This window comes from uncultured Agathobaculum sp. (genome assembly GCF_963927765.1).
Taxonomy (GTDB): domain Bacteria; phylum Bacillota; class Clostridia; order Oscillospirales; family Butyricicoccaceae; genus Agathobaculum.
The window spans coordinates 53128-72552 of sequence record NZ_CAWVCU010000095.1; the positions used below are offsets into that span (position 1 = coordinate 53128).

Here is a 19425-nt window from a genome sequence, read left to right on the forward strand (position 1 = left end):
CCAAAACAAAGAGGGAATTATGCAAATCGGAACATTTGAGTTGTTAAAAACCGAAGGAAACGCCAGAAGAGGCGTGTTCTGTACCGCGCACGGTACGGTGCAGACCCCAGTGTTCCAGAATGTCGGAACCGCTGGTGCCATCAAGGGTGCAGTCGATGCGTTTGACCTGAAAGAACTGGGCTGTCAGATTGAGTTGTCAAACACGTATCATTTGCACGTGCGCCCGGGTGATCAGATCGTAAAGCAAATGGGAGGGCTGCATCGCTTTATGCGTTGGGATGGGCCGATGCTCACGGATTCCGGCGGATTTCAGGTGTTTTCGCTTGCGACACTGCGTAAGATAAAAGAGGAAGGTGTAACCTTTCATTCGCATGTGGATGGTCGCAAGATTTTCATGGGGCCGGAAGAGAGCATGCGCATCCAATCCAATCTTGGTTCGGATATTGCAATGGCCTTTGATGAGTGTATTGAAAATCCGGCGCCGCGAGAATATGTGAAAAATTCAATTGACCGCACAACGCGTTGGCTTCGACGCTGCAAAGCGGAATTGGATCGCCTGAATAGCTTACCGGATACGATCAATCCGCATCAAATGCTGTTTGGTATCAATCAAGGCGGAACCTATGATGATTTGCGTATTGAGCATATGCAACAGATCGCGGAATTGGATTTGCCGGGTTATGCGATTGGCGGCTTGGCGGTTGGCGAGAGCACACAGGTGATGTATCACATTCTGGATGTTGTGCTGCCGTATGCACCGGCAAATAAACCGCGCTATTTGATGGGCGTTGGTACGCCTTCCAACATTATCGAAGGCGTTGCCAGAGGTGTGGACTTTTTCGACTGTGTCATGCCGACGAGAAATGCGCGGCATGGACATTTATTTACGCATAATGGCATTCTCAATATCATGAATGCCAAATATCAGACGGATGAGCGCCCGATCGAGGAGGGCTGCCAGTGTCCGACCTGCCGCAGGTTTTCGCGCGCTTATCTTCGCCATCTGCTAAAGAGCGGAGAAATGCTGTCGCAGCGGCTGCTGGTAATGCACAACCTTTGGTTCTATAATCATTTGATGCAGGAAATTCGTGATGCGCTGGATAACGGCACGTTTGCTGATTTCCGTGCTGAATATAGTGAGAAAATGAGCAAACGAATTTAATAGGGTATAAGCCGGATTCCTTATGTGAGTCCGGCTTTTGCATTCATATTTCTTCTGTTCATGGCATACTTTGTTTTGAAATGGGGTTTTGCCGTGCGAATTCAGAAAAAAACGATTCTATATGCGGCGGGCGTTTTGGCCTGTGGAAATATCGTGCTGCAAGTACTGGGATTTCTCTATCGTGTCTTGCTTAGTCATTATGCCGGCGCGGAAGGACTTGGTGTTTACCGGTTAGTGCATTCCGTTTACTTGGTATGCAATGCGGGCTGCTTATCTGGCATCACAATGGCGTGTTCCCGCTTGAGCGCAGCAAGCGAAGCACGAGGAGAACGAAGTAAGATTAATATGGTTCTGCGGTTGGCATTTGTGGTTTTCTTTTCCGCCTGCTTGTTCTGCGGTGCTTGTTTGCTGTTGGGAGGCAACTGGATCGCAGGTGGTATCTTGGGCGATGCCCGCTGCGCGCGCGCCTTTCCGTTTATGATGCTTTGTCTTGCACTAACTGGTATAGAGAATATTTTTAAATCGCTGTTTATTGGCTTGGAGCGGATGCAATATGCAGCGACTTCCGAGGTTTGCGAGCAACTGATTCGCATTGCCACGGTATGGTTTTTGCTTTATCAGTATGAGGGCGATGACTACGGCACCATTGCCATGTTGATTTTTGTTGGCATGGTAGTCAGCGAGGTATTCAGCGCTGCTTTTTTGAGTTTGCTCTTTCGAAATTGGAAGACACCGGGTATTCATCATGTGCGGCTGGATTATGAAACTGTGCGTCAATTTTTCTTTATTGCACTTCCGGTTTCAGCATCGGCGCTTTTGGGCAATGCAATCAGTTCAGCAGGATCGATTCTGTTACCGAAACGGCTGATGGTTGCCGGCATGAATTACGAACAGGCGTTATCTGCGTTGGGTGTTCTGTCCGGCATGGCAATGCCGTTATTGCTTTTGCCTATTGCGTTGGTCAGTTCGGTTTGTACAGCATTGCTGCCTGCGGTGACAGCCGCGCAAGCCACAGAAAATAACAAACGGGTGCAGGCATTGGTAGGTAGGGCTATCACGACAGTAGGGCTGATTGCCGTACCGGCAACAGCGGTTTTGATTCCGCTTGCGCCAAAACTTAGTATGCTGTTTTTCGGGCAATCGCTGAGTGCACCCTATGTTTCACTGTTAGGAGCGACCGCAGTGATTTGCTATTATCAAATGGCATCCGGCAGCTTGCTCAATGCGATTGGCTTGCAGCATTGGAATGTAGTGGTTTCGGTAGGGGCGGAGTTGTGCCAGGTAATTCTGATGTACCGATGGTGTGCGTTGCCTTGGCTGGGGATCTACGGCTATCTGATTGCCATGTTGATGACTGGACTGATAGCATTTATCCTGAATTTTATCATTCTGTACCGAAAAGTAGGTTTTTCTCTGCAACCGCTTCGACGCTTCGGCGTTCCGCTCTTTTGCGGTACAGCATTGTTTTTCTGGACGCGCATTTTTTATCAGCTATTTTCACAGATTTGCTCTTCCGATATTACCATGCTGGCGTGTACAGTGATTTGTGTTGGGCTTCTTTACATCATTGTGCTGCGTCTGATGGGAATTCGGCTTCTGCATTACTTATCCAAACGAATCGAAAAACCATATTTACCGCGCTTGCACATGTGGTAAACAGCTTGACAAATGTGTATGAAACAGATAAGATAAACACACGATATGACGGCTCCTGCCCGCGATTCCGGCAGGAGCCTTTTTGCAGGAGAAGAGGGGAGTGCATGACATGGAACTGACCATGTGTTGCCCGACGTTATTTGGGCTGGAAGGCATTGTGGCAGATGAATTGCGTTTTGGTGGCAAACTGAGCGAGGTGCATGCTGAAAATGGTCGAGTGTTGTTCGAGGGTGACGAAACAATCTTAGCATGGGCAAATCTCAATTTGCGCTGCGCCGAGCGTGTGTTGATCCGGTTGGGGGCGTTTCCGGCAAAAACCTTCGATCAACTGTTTGAAGGAGTGCGTGCTTTGCCATGGGAACAGTTTATTCCCAAAGACGGTGCTTTTCCAGTGAAGGGGCATAGTTTGAATTCGGCGCTGCATTCGGTACCGGATTGTCAGAAAATTATTAAAAAAGCAGTGGCATCCCGTCTGGAGGCGCATTACCATCAGAACTGGTTTGAGGAAAGCGGCGCAAAATATCAGATTCAGTTTGCCATTATGCGTGATACCGCAGAACTGTATCTGGACACTTCGGGCAGTGGGTTGCACAAGCGCGGCTATCGTGCGAACAGTAATGCAGCGCCGCTGCGGGAGACACTGGCGGCTGCGTTGGTGAAGCTCGCGCGCTGGCGCGGGAGAGAGCCGTTCCTCGATCCGTTTTGTGGATCGGGTACCATAGCGATCGAAGCGGCAATGATTGCTCAGCGGCGCGCACCTGGTTTGATGCGCGCATTTGATGCGGAAAAATGGCATTGCTTTGATGCCTCTGTTTGGCGTCAGGCACGAGAAGATGCCCTCGGCATGGCGGATGGCGGCGCGCGGTTTGACATTGTCGGCAGCGATATTGATCCGGCTTGTGTGCAGTTATCAATGGAAAATGCACGCAAAGCAGGCGTTGCCAATACGGTGTTTTTTGAGCAGGCAGATGCGACAAAGCGGGATTACGCACAAAGCGGTGTGATTATCGCCAATCCACCGTATGGCGAACGGTTGCTGGATTTGCAGGAAGCGGAGGAATTGTATCAAAAAATGGGGGCTGCAATGCAAAAATCACCCATCAAACAATATATTCTCAGCTCGGATCCGCTTTTTGAACGTTGCTTTGGCAAAAAGGCCGATAAACGAAGGAAACTTTATAACGGCATGATTAAATGTGAGTTGCATATGTATTTTAAGCACTCGAAACGGGACAATGCTAATCGATAACGATATTGCAAAGTGAATTCACAAAAAATTCATAAAATTTTTGATGCTTTTTCCAAGAAACCTCTTGCCAACTGGTATGAGTTGATGTAATATAATAGTCAAGTTAGCACTCTGGTTTAATGAGTGCTAAACCATGACTTTGTTAATTTTTATTTTTCATAGGAGGCATCCGTTATGAAACTCAAACCCCTTTGCGATCGTGTTGTGATCAAGATGGTAGAAGCAGAGGAAACCACTGCCAGCGGTATCATTCTGACGGCATCTGCGCAGGAAAAGCCGCAGGTTGCGGAGATTATTGAGGTCGGCCCGGGTGGCGTGGTAGATGGCAAGGAAATCAAGATGGAAGTCCAGAAGGGCCAGAAGGTCATCACCGGCAAGTACACCGGTACTGAGGTAAAGCTGGACGGCGAGAAGTATATCATCGTTCGTCAGAGCGATATCCTTGCAATTGTTGAGTAAGAACCAGTAATTCAGGAGGTAATATATCATGGCAAAGCAGCTTATTTACGGCGAGGATGCGCGCAAGGCACTGCAGCGCGGCATTGATCAGCTCGCTGATACGGTAAAGGTTACGATTGGTCCGAAGGGCCGCAATGTTGTGCTCGATAAGAAGTATGGCGCTCCGCTGATCACGAACGACGGCGTGACCATCGCCAAGGAGATCGAACTGGACGACCCGTACGAGAACATGGGTGCGCAGCTGGTTAAGGAAGTTGCAACCAAGACCAACGATATCGCTGGCGATGGTACCACCACCGCTACTGTTCTGGCACAGGCGTTCGTCCGCGAAGGCCTGAAGAATGTTGCGGCCGGTGCAAACCCGATGGTGATGCGCCGCGGCATTTCCAAGGCTGTCAATGCTGCAGTGGAGGCAATTGCTAAGAACTCTAAGACCGTAGACGGCACCAATGATATTGCCCGCGTTGGTGCGATCTCTTCTGGTGATGACGAGATCGGCAAGCTGATTGCGGAGGCAATGGAGAAGGTTTCGACTGACGGCGTTATCACCGTCGAAGAGTCCAAGACTGCAGAGACCTATTCCGAGGTTGTTGAGGGCATGCAGTTTGACCGCGGTTACGTCACTCCTTATATGTGCACCGACACCGAGAAGATGGAAGCAAATCTGGATGATGCGCTCGTACTGATTACCGATAAGAAGCTGTCTAACATTCAGGAACTGCTCCCGATTCTCGAGCAGGTTGTCAAGTCCGGCAAGAAGCTGCTGATCATTGCAGAGGACATTGAGGGCGAGGCACTGTCCACCCTGATCGTCAACCGTCTGCGCGGCACCTTCACCTGTGTTGCAGTAAAGGCACCGGGCTTCGGCGATCGCCGCAAGGATATGCTGCGCGATATCGCGATCCTGACCGGCGGCACCGTGATCTCCGAGGAAGTCGGCATTGAGCTGAAGGATGCGACCATGGATATGTTGGGTACTGCCCGTCAGATCAAGGTCACCAAGGAAAACACCACGATCGTTGACGGCGCTGGCGACAAGCAGGCGATTGCTAACCGAGTGACTGAGATCCGTGGCGCGATCGAGCGCACCACTTCTGATTTTGACCGCGAGAAGCTGCAGGAGCGTCTGGCTAAGCTGGCTGGCGGTGTTGCAGTCATCAAGGTTGGCGCTGCGACTGAGACTGAAATGAAGGAAAAGAAGCTGCGCATTGAGGACGCACTGAACGCAACTCGTGCAGCAGTGGAGGAAGGCATTGTTGCAGGCGGCGGCGTTGCTTATGTCAACGCAATTGCAGCGGTAGAGGCGCTGGCTGAGACGGCAGAGGGCGACGAAAAGACCGGTATGCAGATTGTTACACGTGGTTTGGAAGCTCCGATGGCTCAGATCGCCTTTAACGCTGGTATCGAGGGTGCCATTGTTGTCGACAAGGTGAAGAATTGCGGCAAGGTTGGCTATGGCTTTGACGCTGCGACCGAGACCTATGGCGATATGATCGCTAACGGTATCGTAGATCCGACGAAGGTAAATCGTTCTGCATTGCAGAATGCGGCTTCTGTTGCGTCCATGGTTCTGACCACCGAGAGTTTGGTTGCTGATAAGAAGGAGCCGGTTGCTCCTGCTCCGGCAGCTCCGGATATGGGCGGCATGTACTAAGCAAAAAGGATGCTCCGAATTTAGGAGACGATTTTTTAACAGTGATTTTAGATGGCAAGCACGAAGTAAAGTGCTTGCCATCTTTTTCTTTCTTGTGTATTTTTATTGCATGGGCAGCATAGCCAAAAAATGATATATAAATTTTTACAAATTGACTTATTTGAGAAACTCCTAAAAAATACCCCCCCTCATGTGAAGAATGGAAGTTTCAGAACGTGGTAAGGCTTGATAAAATAATCACAAAGGAGGGGAGAATGCATGGAGTATATTCTGGAAATGAAGGATATCAGCAAAACATTTCCGGGTGTCAAAGCGCTAGATCATGTACAGCTTCAGATAAAAGCAGGCGAGGTACATGCATTGATGGGCGAAAACGGTGCCGGTAAGTCTACATTAATGAAAATATTAATGGGGATTTACTCCAAAGACGAGGGCGGTGAAATCCTTTTTAACGGTCAACCGTATGAAGTGTCGAATCCAAAGGAGGCTATGGATCATGGCGTGGCAATGATCCATCAGGAATTGAATCCGATTTTGGATATGTCCGTTTTTGAAAATATTTTTGTAGGACGCGAATTACGAAAACACGGCTTAGTCGACAGTAAGGCAGAAATACGAGAAGCGCAAAAGCTGATTGAAGAATGCGGCCTACATGTTTCACCGAAAGAAAAGCTCCGTAATTTGACGGTTGCACAGTGTCAGTTGATTGAAATCATTAAGGCGATCTCCATTAATGCAAAAATCATTATTATGGATGAGCCAACTGCCGCAATCACAGAACGAGAAGTGGAATTGCTGTTTGGGCATATCCGGAGGCTCAAAGAGAAAGGCGTTGCTATCATTTACATTTCGCACCGAATGGATGAGATTTTCTCTATTTGTGACCGTGTTAGTGTATATCGTGATGGGCATTACATTGGTTCCGGCGAAACAAAGGATTTGACAGAGGCGCAGCTTATCAAAATGATGGTTGGCCGTGAAATTACAGACGTTTTCCCAAAGTTGGATGCACAGATTGGTGAAGTAATTTTCGAAGCGAAAAATATTGTTCGTGCGGACAATAAGGTAAAAGGAGTTGACTTTTCTGTCCGAAAGGGTGAAATCCTTGGAATTGGCGGTCTGGTGGGTGCTGGACGCAGTGAGTTGGTCGAGGGCATCTTTGGCATGCATGAGCTATCCAGCGGTGAAATCTACGTCAAAGGTAAAAAAGTGAACGTCCATTCACCACGTGATATCATCAAAGAGGGTGTCGCGCTCATTACGGAAGATCGCAAGGTGACAGGGCTGAATTTAAGTGGTTCAGTCAATGATAACATTGCGATGGTAGCAATTAGAAAGCTGGTCAGCAATGGGTTGTACAATCAAAATAAAGCCCGCAGTGCCTCTCAGGAGTATATTAAAAAGCTGAACATTAAAACGCCTTCCGGAGAACAGATCGTCGGCAATCTCTCTGGTGGCAACCAGCAGAAAGTCGTTATTGCAAAATGGCTGCTCAATGATCCGGATATTATTATTTTGGATGAGCCGACCCGCGGTATAGATGTTGGAGCAAAGCGCGATATCTATTTGCTTTTGGGACAACTTGTGCAACAGGGAAAAGCCGTTATTATGATTTCATCGGAAATTCCAGAGCTGATGGGTGTTTGCGATCGGATCATGGTAATGTGCGAAGGCAATCTGTCTGGCGAGGTCAAAAGGGATGAGTTCTCGCAGGAACGTATCATGACACTTGCTTCGGCCATTGAGGTATAAGGGAAGGGGAAAAGATGAAAAAGACGAAAAATGCGAAAGCACTAATCAGCGAATATTTTATTTTCGTGATTTTTATTGCATTGGTTATTGTGCTCACTTGTTTGAAGCCGAGTTTTATTCAGCCGAGCAACTTGGTGAACATTTTGAAGCAAGCTTCGATCAACGGTATTCTGGCGTTCGGCATGATGTTTGTCATTATCGCAGGCGGATTTGATATGTCTGTTGGTTCCACGGTTGCATTTGCAGGCATTCTAGCTGCTATGTTGGGACAGGGGCAGTATCCGCTGGTGGTTCCGCTGGTTGTGGCAATGCTTGCAGGTCTGGCTGTTGGTGTCGTAAATGGCGTTGGCGTTGCAGTTGGTGATTTGCCGCCGTTTATTATGACGCTTGGTACCATGACTGCTGTTCGTGGGTTAGCACTTCTGACTTCCAACGGTAAGCCGATCACGGGGATTAGTCAGGAGTATAAGGCGGTTGCTGCAAATTCGATTGCTGGAATTCCAATGCTGGCAGTTTTTCTGATTATTGTCATTTTGATTTGCTCCTTCATTTTGGCCAAAACGGTATACGGTCGTCGAGTTTATGCCTGCGGTGGTAATTTGCAAGCGGCACGTGTATCTGGTATCAATACGACTATGATCCGTATTTCCACCTTTGCTATTGCTGGACTGTTGGCGGGATTGAGCGGCTTTTTAATGACTTCTCGTGTTACCATTGGTCAGCCTACCGCGGCGGAAAGTTATGAAATGGATGCGATTACCGCTTGTGTTGTCGGCGGTGTGTCGATGTCCGGCGGCGTCGGTAAACCGTGGGGGGTTGTGGTTGGATGTTTGCTGATTACAGTTATTGCGAACGGCTTGGACATTATGGGTGTATCGTCTCACTGGCAGAAGATCGTCAAAGGCGCCATCATTGTTTTGGCAGTTCTAATTGATGTTAAGGGGAAAAGCAAGAAAAACTGATTGATGTTAAGAGCGGGAGCACAAAGTATGTTCTGTTCTTATCATAAAGAAATTTGAGGAGGAAGAATTATGAGTAAAAAGAGAATCCTTGCCATGCTGATGGCCAGCGCAATGACGCTTGGCATGGTAAGCGGATGTGGCAACAGTGGGACCGATGGCTCGCAGGATTCGGATGCAAGTACAGATTCGACAGACGGCGCATACAAAATCGCATTGATTCAGCAGCATCAGACCAATGCATTCCAGATCGCGGTTTCAGAAGCCGCTGAAGAAAAGGCAGAGGAAATGGGTGTTGATTTGACCATTCTTAGTGCGGACCAAGATGCAGCAACACAGATTAGCCAGATTGAGCAATGCGTTTCTGAAGGCTATGATGCGATTCTGTTTGAGCCTGTTGATCCGGATGGACTTTGCGATGCAGCGAAAAGCGCAGCAGATGCTGGTGTTGTTGTCATCAACATCATTTCTGCCTGCACGGATTGGGAAAACTATGGTATTTCTGCGGTGTCCTACGGTGATAACGTAAAGGCCGGCGAAACCGAGATGCAGCATGTTGCCGATTTGTTAGGCGGTAAAGGCAACATTGCGATTCTTACTGGCCCCTCTGGCGATTCCGGTGGACTGCAGCGCATGGAAGGCTATGAAAATGTCCTGAAGAATTATCCGGATATGGTTCAGGTTGTTTCGCCTGCAGATTGCCAGTGGGATACGGCTAGCGCGCAGGCAACAGTAGAGAGTTGGCTGTCTGCATATGACCTGGATGCAATCATTTGCGAAAACGATGGCATGGCAGTCGGTGCAGGCAATGCCGCAGGCGCAAACAGCGGTATTATCATCACTGGTGTAGATGGTACGCCGGATGGTTTCGAAGCAATCAAGGATGGACGCATCACAGGTACGGTTTCTCAGAACGGTGGCGCTATGGCCGCAAATGCGATTGAGGCTGCGGTTACGCTGCTTTCTGGCGGAACTTTGGAGGAAAATGTTATCATCACTGATAATACCTGGATTGATGCTTCCAATGTTGCCGACTACGAATAAGGGATTTCCTTTACCAGCATGTAATTTGCGTTGGCAAACGCCAGAGAAAGTGTTATCATGAATAAGAAAAGGGAAAACGAATTCGTTTTCCCTTTTTTGATAAACAGCGTGTATTTTTACTGGGGGCGGATTATGTTACGAGTAGTCCTTGCGGACGACGAAAATAAAGTGATTTTACTCCTGCAGAAGCTGATTGATTGGCAGTCTCTTGGCTATGAAGTGGTTGGCATTGCCAATGACGGTTTGCGTGCACTGGAGTTGGTAAAAGAAAAACAACCGCACTTATTGATAACAGATATTCGCATGCCGGGTTATGATGGTATTGAACTGATCCGTTGTGCGAAGGAATTACAGCCGAAGCTGCATACTATCGTGATCAGTGGATATCGTCAGTTTGAATATGCACAGAATGCGATAAAATATGGCGTTGAGGATTATTTGCTGAAGCCGCTCAAGCAAGAAGAACTGTACGGTATTTTACTGCGCTTAAAGGATAAGTTTGGAGAAGAGGCAGCGCTTGAATTGCAATTAAAGCGCAGCGGAGAGCGACGGCAGGAGCTTTTGATAGAAGCACTTCGAGATGCGGTCAACCGGCAAAAACAATTCATTGATGCAGAACAAGCGGAAGCAGAATACGGATTTCATTTTGCACATGGAACGTATTTTGCTGCCTTGATAAAGCCTGATATTGCGAATGCAGAGCAGTATCAGGATGGTTATTCGATCATGCTGCATCATGCATTGGAAATTGTCAGAAACGAAGTGCAGCAATTAGCCGGTGAATATGCGGTTGCTACCATAAGAGAAGGAATTGCAGCAGTGGTATGTATTCCCGATTATCAGGCAGTCGCGGTTAAGCAATGCTTTACAAAGATTCGTAAAGAGATTGAAAAGCAGCGTGATTTATTTTGGAATATACGTTGCATGGTTTGCTTGGGCAGCAGAAAAACATGTTTGAAAGAAATGAATGTTTCTATGCAGGAAGCGATATGGCTTTGTTTGGATCGGCTTTGCCACATTCAGCCATGGCGTGATGCTGATGGGGAAACACTGCCTTTTGAAGAACGGTATCTCATGGATCCTGCTCAAAAGAAGCGTTTTCAGGAAGCGGCAGAGTATTTGGATAAGGAACGGTTTGAGCAGGAATTGGATGACAGCTATCGGTGCCTTTTACCGAACCAAAACTTGAATGGGCAAATGGTAGAGGACTGGTTTCAGCAAATTGTAGACGCTGCGCATTATGGCATGAAGCAAAGTGGAAATGTGGAAGATTACTTTTTGGAAACCATGCAGGAAAAGTTCTGGCGTTGTTCCAGCGTACAAGATGTTTATCTTTTGCTTCGGGATGGCATACGGCAGCAGATCCAGCGCCTATGTGAAGAAAAATCTATGCAGGAAGCGCGTCCGATCACGGAAGCAAAGCGTTATATTCAGCAGCATTATCAGGAAACCCTGCGATTGGAGGATGTGAGCAGCGCAGTCGGATTCAATGCGACTTACTTTTCTGCATTATTCAAGAAAGAAACCGGACAAAATTTTATGGATTATCTGACGGAACTGCGTATCAACAAATCCAAAGAACTACTATGTGTTGATTCCTTGTCCATTCAGGATGTGGCAGAGATGGTAGGGTATCGTGATCTGAAGTATTTTTCACGATTATTCAAAAAAGTAACCGGTGTTAGTCCATCGGATTATAAAAAGCTGTACAAGTAAGGTGATAGCATTGTCGCTGCTGAGCGGATGGAAGCTGTGGCATGCGCTGCGGCGCTATCAAAGTGAAAAAAATCTGGAAGCTGTTTTGCATATGGATTGGAGTAAAAGCCCACTTTTGAAAGTTTTTTTGGGTGATATCGAAGAACGGCTTCATGGAGAAGAAATCACAAGACTGAGGCAAAAACAAGCGGAATATCTGGCGCTGCAAAACCAGATCAACCCGCATTTCCTTTATAATGCTTTGGAAGCAATCCGCGCGGACGCGTTACTAGTGGATTGTGAGGAAATAGCTGAAACGACAGAGGCTTTGGCAACTTTTTTTCGCTATACGATATCCAATGTGCAGGAATATGTTACATTTTCAGATGAGTTGGATAATGCTGAAAACTATTTTATTATCCAGAGGTGTCGTTTTGGGGATAAGCTCTCTTTGGAGCTTGAAATGGAAAATGAAGAATTGCTGGAAGCGCGTATGCCAAAACTGATTTTACAGCCATTGGTGGAAAATGCAGTTCTGCATGGCTTGGAAGGTAAAATAGAGCATGGTACGGTACGGATTATCGTAGAGAACAGTGAACGAACATTGTTTTTACGGGTACGTGATGATGGAATCGGCATGCCGGAAGAACAGGTGGAACGGTTAAATGCACAATTTGCAGGGGATGATACCGGAACAAACATGCAGCAACGTGGTGGCATTGCACTGCGAAATGTCAATAGCCGCATACGCTTGATGTTTGGAGAAAACTATGGACTTCGTATTTTCAGTGCGGTAGGAATCGGTACAGAGTGCTGCATTACACTACCATTGCTTCCACAGGAGGACTAAGCGCCAATGAAAGAAGAATTGATTCGTGTGGAAGATGGGCGTTTTCAGAGTGAGGGCAGCGAGTACCAATTTGATCTGATGATTTCTCGAGGAGAATGCATCGGTATATATGTGGATGAACATGTTACTTCTGGTACCGCTTTTTTGGATATTTTTAAGGGATATTCGCATATCAAAGCAGGGAAGGTTTTTTTATATGGATTGCGCGCTGGTTCTATAGAGTTGGAGCGCTGGATTACGCAGAATAGCATGATTGCAGATAAGTTTCGATTCGATTCTAAAGAGCTGACTGTTTGCGATTTTGTGATTGCTTTAGGGAAACCGATACCATGGAAAAAAAGTAAATATGCAAAGTGGAAGCTGCTTGCAAAAGAAACTGAAAATATGCTGGAACAGATGGGGTTGCTTCCGTTATGGGAGAAAAAATTATCTTCGCTTTCCTTACTGGATTATTATCGGCTTTCTGTTTTTCGAGCTTGGTTTTGGCAAAGCGAATTGCTGATATTGGATCGCTTGACCGAGATTTTGCGTTGGAAAGACTTAGAACAATTGATGCATTGTGTTCAATTCCTACTAAAACAAGGTTCTGCGGTTTTGATCTGCGATATGGATGAGAAATTCCTGTATCAATATGTGAATCGAGTAGATATCATCAAAAACCGGAAAACGTGCTACCGATTGTATCCAGAGGAATTCGATGATCGCTTGTATGAGATACTGGGTTGGAAACGCCGCAGTAAGAGCAGCATATCGCATGTGGAACCATGGCAAGGTGAAAAGGTGATTCTTTCCGTATCTGGTTTAACGTTTCCGATGATGGAGCCGTTGAATTTTCAGATTCAAAGTGGTGAAATCGCATTTTTGCAGGATGAAAACTATAATACGGTATCTCAGATTCGAGATTGTTTCCTGGGAGAACAAAATTGGCTGAGCGGTAGTTTTTGCTTGTCCGGGAAATCGTATGAATACAAAGCGGTTTTAAAGGCCATTGGTTCTGAAATTGGGATTCAAATCGAACGTCCGGATCGCCCGAGTGGTGTATTATTTGATAAGCTGACAGCATTGGATAATTTAAGTGCTTGTCTTCTTCCAAAAGCAGGACGTCATGTGATTAGAAAAAACCTTATGACGAGCATCATGGATGAAGCGTCCAAATGGTTCGGTCGAGAAGCATTGCTGCGTCCATTAAATGAGTGGACGTTGCCTGAGCGGCTTCGATTTTCGTATTATAAGTGGTATTTGGTAAATCCACGCCTCTTGATCTGTTTTTTTCCGTTTGCCGGACAAGAATCCGAACATCATGAAATGATTATTGATATGTTGGTGACTTGTGCTAGACGAGGGATGGCAATTTGGGTGATATCTTCCGGCATTGATGCTATTTGCGAAAAGACAGAAAATAAAGAATTCCTGCAAAGACTGCACTATATTGATTCATTATATAGATAATTATTGCATGAGAAATGACTATTGATTCTATAAGTGGTGTCCAGTAGGCAAAAGATTCTGTTAAAAGATATTTTTTCGGAACTGTGTCGGAGATAGCCCTGTCTTATCAGTAAATGCAATGATAAAGTTGACTTCACTGCGGTAGCCAACCCGAAACGCAATTTCTTTTACGGATAGGGAAGTGGATTGCAGCAATGCCTTTGCTTCGTCAATCCGATGCAGCATGATATATTCGTGAGGAGAAAAACCGGTTGCACTGCGGAATAATCTGGAAAAGTGCGATGTGCTGAGACGAATCTGTTCTGCAATTTGTTTTACGCTGATTTGCTCAAATAGGTGTTGATCGATATAGTGAACCGCTTGAGATATAATACTATCGTTTGCACTATGTTGTAATGGAGCCGAAGGAAATAATAGTGCGCAGAGAATGCGATAAATGCGTTGGGAACAATCTACCTCACTGATGGTGGCGCTGCGCAACCCGGAAATGATTTGCGCCATTTCCTGTTCAATTCGGTCATCAGGTGATGGAGTGAAGGCTTGTTTGCCACCTCGAAAAGTGATGATCTGATTAAAAAAGGCTTCCGCATTGGCACCATCAAAATGAATCCACATGGCCTCCGCGTCTCCTGTGGTATAGAAATGATGGGGTTTGTGACAGTCAATCAGTGCAACTTGACCGCGTTCTGCCGCAAATTGCTGTGATGTTTCATAAAAAATGCTTCCAGAGCGGATAAAAGCAAGGAAAAAGTTTTTGTGGCTTTCCTCACGCGCCACGTCACAGGTATCTGAAAAATCATAGTGTTTATCATAATAATAATGTCCTACACGCGTGACATAAAAAAATAGAGTACGTGCGGTTGCAGACGGCGTGGAAAAGAAACGTTCTGAGCGAGATAATACTCCAGGCTCGTTATTCACTTTCAATGTGTTCACCTCTCATATCTTATAATAGCACAAAAAATAAATAAGTTGCAGTGTTTTATTATTGCGCAAGGGCTTTTTATTCAGTATGATTAGATAGAAGTCAATATTTATTTGGCAAAAGGACTTATATCAATATATGGTCAAAGGTGTTCAAGATGATTAAAGATAAGACTTTTTATAAATCATTCATGTTTTTAGCGCTTTCATTGGCACTGCAAAACCTATTGACATATGGCGTCAACATGATGGATACTGTAATGCTTGGCAGATATAGTCAGGATGCCATGGGCGGAGTCAGCTTGTGCAACCAAGTTCAGTATCTGTTGCAAATGCTGGTGGTTGGTGCAGGGGAAGGCGCAGTTGTGCTTGGCTCACAGTACTGGGGAAAGGGAAATTTAAAACCGATTCCCCATATCATCGGTGTTGCTTTGCGGTTTGGCGGCAGCTTGGCAGTTCTCCTGTTTTGTGTGGTAGCATTTTTCCCTACGCAGCTTTTGAGCCTGCTATCCAATGACAGTGCGGTTATCGCAGAGGGGCAAAAGTATTTTCAAATTATTTGCTTTACCTATATTATTTTTACCGTTAACAATATTTTGGTCGCTTCGCTGCGCTCCATTGGTATTGTAAAAATTGGTTACATCATTTCCGGTTCTACACTGGTCATCAACGTATGCCTCAACTATTGTCTGATCTATGGCAATCTAGGCTTTCCCGAGCTTGGTGTGCGCGGCGCTGCGATTGCGACACTGGTATCGCGATGTGTTGAGCTGTTGATTGTCATTTATTATTTGAAATATAAAGAGAATACGCTTCGTTTGACCTTAGCAAAGCTGCTTCGTATTGATACGAGCTATATGCGGGATTACACTCGGGTTTCTTCACCAGTACTAATCAATCAAGCTCTGTGGGGCGTGGCCCAGATGGTGCAAACCGGAATTCTCGGACATCTCGGCGGCGATGTGACAGCAGCAAATGCAATTGCGGTTCAGGTGTTTCAGGTGCTCTCTGTTGTGGCATATGGTTCTGCGTCTGCTGCGGGCATTGTGGTTGGACGCACTATTGGAGAAGGTAACGAAAAGCGTTTGCGTCCGCTTGTCAATACACTTCAGGTTCTGTTCATCACAATTGGGATTTGTTCTGGTTTTCTGATATTTGTTTTGCGTGTACCAATCTTAACGGTTTTCGGCGGGACATTGACCGATCAGGCATACGAACTGTCCATGCAGTTCATGCTTGTGCTTTCCATTACGACAGTTGGCACATCGTATCAAATGGCCTGCGATAACGGAATTATCCGTGGCGGAGGCGATACTGCTTTCAGCGCAAAAATGAATCTGATCAGCATGTGGCTGATTATTGTACCATTTTCTGCAATGGCAGCTTTCTGGTGGAAGTGTGCGCCGGTTGTCGTGTTTTTCCTTCTGAAATGGGATCAGCTGTATAAGACTATTCCCGTTGTGATACGATTGCGCAGCTGGAAATGGGTGAAAAAGGTCACCCGACCGGATGCAGCAGAATAAACGGAATATTTCTCTTTCTCTCTCCCGAAAAACCGGCTGAATGGCCGGTTTTTCTGTTGACAAAAAAATAAAAAATGATATACTTTTATAGGAATTAAATATTGAATGCGATGAGGAAACGAGTTTTTCGATATTTGGCAGATAGCGAGAGGGGACAGTGCAAGCCCTTTGCCAAACCGAGAGACAGCCACTTCCGAGCAGTCTGTGAAAGCAGACCGTCTGATCCGCGATAACCGATCACTAAGATGTGCTTTTATCGGCGCAGATTAGGGTGGTACCGTGGAAGAATGCTTTCGCCCCTAACGAGTGGGCGGAAGTTTTTTTGTTTTACAAATTAAAATTTGGAGGATAAAAGAATATGCAGTACAGAAGTTTAAATGAGCTGCGCGAAATGTACCTCAAGTTTTTTGAAACCAAAGGTCATCTTCGCCTGCCGAGCTTTTCGCTCATCCCGCAGAACGACCCGTCGCTCCTTCTGATTAACTCTGGTATGGCGCCGATGAAGCCGTATTTTACCGGAGAGCAGGAGCCGCCGCGCCATCGCGTCACCACCTGCCAAAAGTGCATCCGCACCGGTGATATTGAAAACGTCGGCAAGACCGCGCGCCATGGTACGTTTTTTGAAATGCTGGGCAATTTCTCGTTTGGCGATTATTTCAAGAAAGAAGCTATTGCGTGGAGCTGGGAATTCCTGACCAGCCCGGAATGGGTCGGTATTGATCCGGATCGTCTGTATCCGTCCATTTATCAGGATGACGAGGAAGCATTCGAGATTTGGAACAAGGACATCGGTATTCCGGCTGAGCGTATTTTCCGTTTCGGCAAGGAGGATAATTTCTGGGAGCATGGCTCTGGTCCGTGCGGTCCTTGCTCGGAAATTTATTATGACCGTGGACCGGAATATGGCTGCGGTAAGCCGGGCTGCACGGTTGGTTGTGACTGTGACCGTTATATGGAGGTTTGGAACAACGTATTCTCGCAGTTCGACAACGACGGTAACGGCAACTACACCGAACTGAAGCAGAAGAACATTGATACCGGCATGGGGCTGGAGCGTTTGGCCTGCGTTGTACAGGGCGTTGGTTCGCTGTTTGATGTTGACACCGTGCGCAACATTACCAACAAGGTTTCTGAAATTGCCGGCAAGCACTATGGCGACAGCGAAAAGACGGATATTTCGCTCCGCGTCGTTACCGACCATATCCGTTCGACCGTTATGATGATTTGCGACGGTGTTATTCCGTCCAACGAGGGCCGCGGTTATGTGCTACGCCGCCTGCTGCGTCGTGCGGCTCGTCATGGCAAGCTGCTGGGCATTGACCGTCCGTTCCTGTCTGATGTGGCAACGACCGTAATTCAGGAATCCGGCGGCGCTTACCCGGAACTGGTGGAAAAGCAGAAGTATATCCACAAGGTCATCGAAAACGAGGAAGCAAGCTTCAATAAGACGATCGACAGCGGCCTGAATATTCTCAACGAGCGCATCGCGGCAGCAGATGGTAAGGAGCTGCCCGCAGCCGATGCATTCCAGCTGTACGACACTTATGGTTTCCCGATTGACCTGACTCTTGAAATCCTTGAAGAGCAGGGCATGACCACCAACCGCGAAGAGTTCGATCGCTTGATGAACGAACAGCGTGAGCGTGCTCGTGAAGACCGCAAGAAGATGGGTGATTTGGGCTGGCAGAGCGAGGACCTCGGTTTGGACAAGTCCATCAAGACCCGTTTTGATGGTTATGAAACGCTGGGCGAGTCGGCAAAGGTGCTGGCTATTGTCAATGAGGGCGAACCGTCCGGTGCGGCAGCCAAGGGTGAGAAGATCACGGTCGTGCTCGACCATACGCCGTTCTATGCGGAAATGGGCGGTCAGATTGGCGACCATGGTATTCTGGAAGGTAAAAACGGTGTGGTGACCGTGTCTGATGTGCAGAAGACCAAGGACGGTAAGTATATGCACATCGGTGTGGTGACCGAGGGCGAAATCTCGGTCGAGGATGAGGTGCAGGCCAAGGTCGACGCGGAATACCGTCAGGCGATTTGCCGTGCGCATACCTCAACGCACCTGCTTCAGAAGGCGCTGCGTAAGGTACTGGGTGACCATGTCGAGCAGGCAGGTTCGTACACGGCAAACGACCATATCCGCTTTGACTTCACACACTTTGCAGCGTTGACCGCTGAGGAATTGGCACAGGTTGAGACGCTTGTCAACGAAGCAATTCTGGCGGGCAGCCCGGTTATCACCGAGGAAATGTCTATTGATGAGGCCAAGAAAAAGGGCGCAATGGCGCTGTTTGGCGAAAAGTACGGTGCAGTGGTTCGCGTGGTACAGGCGGGTGATTCCGTTGAGCTGTGCGGCGGTACGCATCTGGATAACACGGCGAAGGCTGGTGCGTTTAAGATCATTGGCGAAGCGTCTGTTGCAGCTGGTGTGCGTCGCATTGAAGCGGTTACCGGTAAGGCTGTGCTGGATTACCTCAATGAGCGCCAGAAGCTGTTGACCGAGGCTGCTGCCGCACTTAAGACCTCCCCGAATGAACTGCCCGCGAAGATTGAGCAGACCGTGGGTGAGTTGCGCGCAATGACCAAGAAGATCGACAAGCTTAACAGCAGAGTGGCATCTATGCAGATGGTGGATCTGCTGAATGTTTTGCGCGATGTCAAGGGCGTAAACGTAGTCGCAACCCAGCTGGAGGACGCAACAGCAGAAGTGCTGCGCACAATGGGCGACAGTATAAAGGAAAAAGCGCCGAATATGGTTGCGGTTCTGTCTGCTGTGAATGACGGCAAGGTCAGCCTGCTGTGTGTCTGTGGCGCGGAGGCTGTCAAGAAGGGTGCTCATGCCGGTAAGATCATCAAGGAAGTGGCAAAGATGGTTGGCGGTGGCGGCGGTGGCCGTCCGGATAGCGCAACTGCTGGCGGCAAGCAGCCGGAAAAGCTGGAGGAAGCGTTGGAAGCGGTCAATAATATTGTTGAAGCGCTGCTGTAAATCCGGTATAATAAAAGAACAGAAAGGAGCGGTTTGAATGCAAGATTGTCTGTTCTGTAAAAT

General features: G+C 47.3%; 14 protein-coding genes. 13 read left to right on the top strand and 1 reads right to left on the bottom strand.

The genetic code is table 11. From position 1 onward, the window contains the following. Window positions 1-19 precede the first annotated feature (19 nt). The 11 genes from tgt (at window position 20) to ABGT74_RS08840 (ending at window position 13929) form a co-directional block, all read left to right on the top strand. A complete protein-coding gene (tgt, locus tag ABGT74_RS08790) occupies window positions 20-1162 on the top strand; it encodes a tRNA guanosine(34) transglycosylase Tgt (RefSeq protein WP_346705226.1) in 1143 nt (380 codons plus the stop codon). Between the two features lie 93 nt (window positions 1163-1255). Next, the gene (locus ABGT74_RS08795) at window positions 1256-2818 is read left to right on the top strand and encodes an oligosaccharide flippase family protein (RefSeq protein WP_346705227.1); all 1563 of its coding nucleotides are present in this window, start codon (window positions 1256-1258) and stop codon (window positions 2816-2818) included. A gap of 109 nt (window positions 2819-2927) precedes the next feature. Then, the gene (locus ABGT74_RS08800; protein WP_346705228.1) at window positions 2928-4067 is read left to right on the top strand and encodes a class I SAM-dependent RNA methyltransferase; all 1140 of its coding nucleotides are present in this window, start codon (window positions 2928-2930) and stop codon (window positions 4065-4067) included. A gap of 174 nt (window positions 4068-4241) precedes the next feature. Then, window positions 4242-4526, top strand: coding sequence for a co-chaperone GroES (locus ABGT74_RS08805; RefSeq protein WP_110436870.1), 285 nt, complete (start codon window positions 4242-4244; stop codon window positions 4524-4526). 28 nt (window positions 4527-4554) lie between these two features. Next, window positions 4555-6180, top strand: a complete 1626-nt coding sequence (gene groL / locus ABGT74_RS08810) for a chaperonin GroEL (RefSeq protein ID WP_346705229.1) — start codon at window positions 4555-4557, stop codon at window positions 6178-6180. A gap of 258 nt (window positions 6181-6438) precedes the next feature. Then, window positions 6439-7932, top strand: a complete 1494-nt coding sequence (locus tag ABGT74_RS08815; protein WP_346705230.1) for a sugar ABC transporter ATP-binding protein — start codon at window positions 6439-6441, stop codon at window positions 7930-7932. A gap of 14 nt (window positions 7933-7946) precedes the next feature. Beyond that, entirely contained in the window at window positions 7947-8894 is a 948-nt protein-coding gene (locus ABGT74_RS08820; protein ID WP_346705231.1) for an ABC transporter permease, read from the top strand. A gap of 69 nt (window positions 8895-8963) precedes the next feature. Further along, a complete protein-coding gene (locus ABGT74_RS08825; protein WP_297282609.1) occupies window positions 8964-9935 on the top strand; it encodes a sugar ABC transporter substrate-binding protein in 972 nt (323 codons plus the stop codon). 132 nt (window positions 9936-10067) lie between these two features. Then, window positions 10068-11651: a response regulator gene (locus ABGT74_RS08830; protein ID WP_346705232.1), complete on the top strand. Its 1584-nt coding sequence runs from the start codon at window positions 10068-10070 to the stop codon at window positions 11649-11651. 10 nt (window positions 11652-11661) lie between these two features. Next, window positions 11662-12480, top strand: a complete 819-nt coding sequence (locus tag ABGT74_RS08835; RefSeq protein WP_346705233.1) for a histidine kinase — start codon at window positions 11662-11664, stop codon at window positions 12478-12480. A gap of 6 nt (window positions 12481-12486) precedes the next feature. Further along, a complete protein-coding gene (locus ABGT74_RS08840; protein WP_346705234.1) occupies window positions 12487-13929 on the top strand; it encodes a hypothetical protein in 1443 nt (480 codons plus the stop codon). 60 nt (window positions 13930-13989) lie between these two features. On the opposite strand, the gene ABGT74_RS08845 is transcribed toward ABGT74_RS08840, so the two are convergent. Further along, window positions 13990-14850: an AraC family transcriptional regulator gene (locus ABGT74_RS08845; protein WP_346705238.1), complete on the bottom strand. Its 861-nt coding sequence runs from the start codon at window positions 14848-14850 to the stop codon at window positions 13990-13992. A gap of 161 nt (window positions 14851-15011) precedes the next feature. On the opposite strand from ABGT74_RS08845, the gene ABGT74_RS08850 reads away from it, so the two are divergent. Both ABGT74_RS08850 and alaS read left to right on the top strand, forming a co-directional pair. After that, window positions 15012-16376, top strand: coding sequence for an MATE family efflux transporter (locus ABGT74_RS08850; RefSeq protein ID WP_297282613.1), 1365 nt, complete (start codon window positions 15012-15014; stop codon window positions 16374-16376). Between the two features lie 358 nt (window positions 16377-16734). Continuing rightward, the gene (gene alaS, locus ABGT74_RS08855) at window positions 16735-19362 is read left to right on the top strand and encodes an alanine--tRNA ligase (RefSeq protein ID WP_346705235.1); all 2628 of its coding nucleotides are present in this window, start codon (window positions 16735-16737) and stop codon (window positions 19360-19362) included. Window positions 19363-19425: the final 63 nt, after the last annotated feature.

Coding starts and splice junctions, on each gene's coding strand:
- tgt (WP_346705226.1), top strand. CDS start 20: ATGCAAATCGGAACATTTGAGTTGTTAAAAACCGAAGGAAACGCCAGA.
- ABGT74_RS08800 (WP_346705228.1), top strand. CDS start 2,928: ATGGAACTGACCATGTGTTGCCCGACGTTATTTGGGCTGGAAGGCATT.
- ABGT74_RS08805 (WP_110436870.1), top strand. CDS start 4,242: ATGAAACTCAAACCCCTTTGCGATCGTGTTGTGATCAAGATGGTAGAA.
- groL (WP_346705229.1), top strand. CDS start 4,555: ATGGCAAAGCAGCTTATTTACGGCGAGGATGCGCGCAAGGCACTGCAG.
- ABGT74_RS08815 (WP_346705230.1), top strand. CDS start 6,439: ATGGAGTATATTCTGGAAATGAAGGATATCAGCAAAACATTTCCGGGT.
- ABGT74_RS08820 (WP_346705231.1), top strand. CDS start 7,947: ATGAAAAAGACGAAAAATGCGAAAGCACTAATCAGCGAATATTTTATT.
- ABGT74_RS08825 (WP_297282609.1), top strand. CDS start 8,964: ATGAGTAAAAAGAGAATCCTTGCCATGCTGATGGCCAGCGCAATGACG.
- ABGT74_RS08830 (WP_346705232.1), top strand. CDS start 10,068: ATGTTACGAGTAGTCCTTGCGGACGACGAAAATAAAGTGATTTTACTC.
- ABGT74_RS08840 (WP_346705234.1), top strand. CDS start 12,487: ATGAAAGAAGAATTGATTCGTGTGGAAGATGGGCGTTTTCAGAGTGAG.
- ABGT74_RS08850 (WP_297282613.1), top strand. CDS start 15,012: ATGATTAAAGATAAGACTTTTTATAAATCATTCATGTTTTTAGCGCTT.
- alaS (WP_346705235.1), top strand. CDS start 16,735: ATGCAGTACAGAAGTTTAAATGAGCTGCGCGAAATGTACCTCAAGTTT.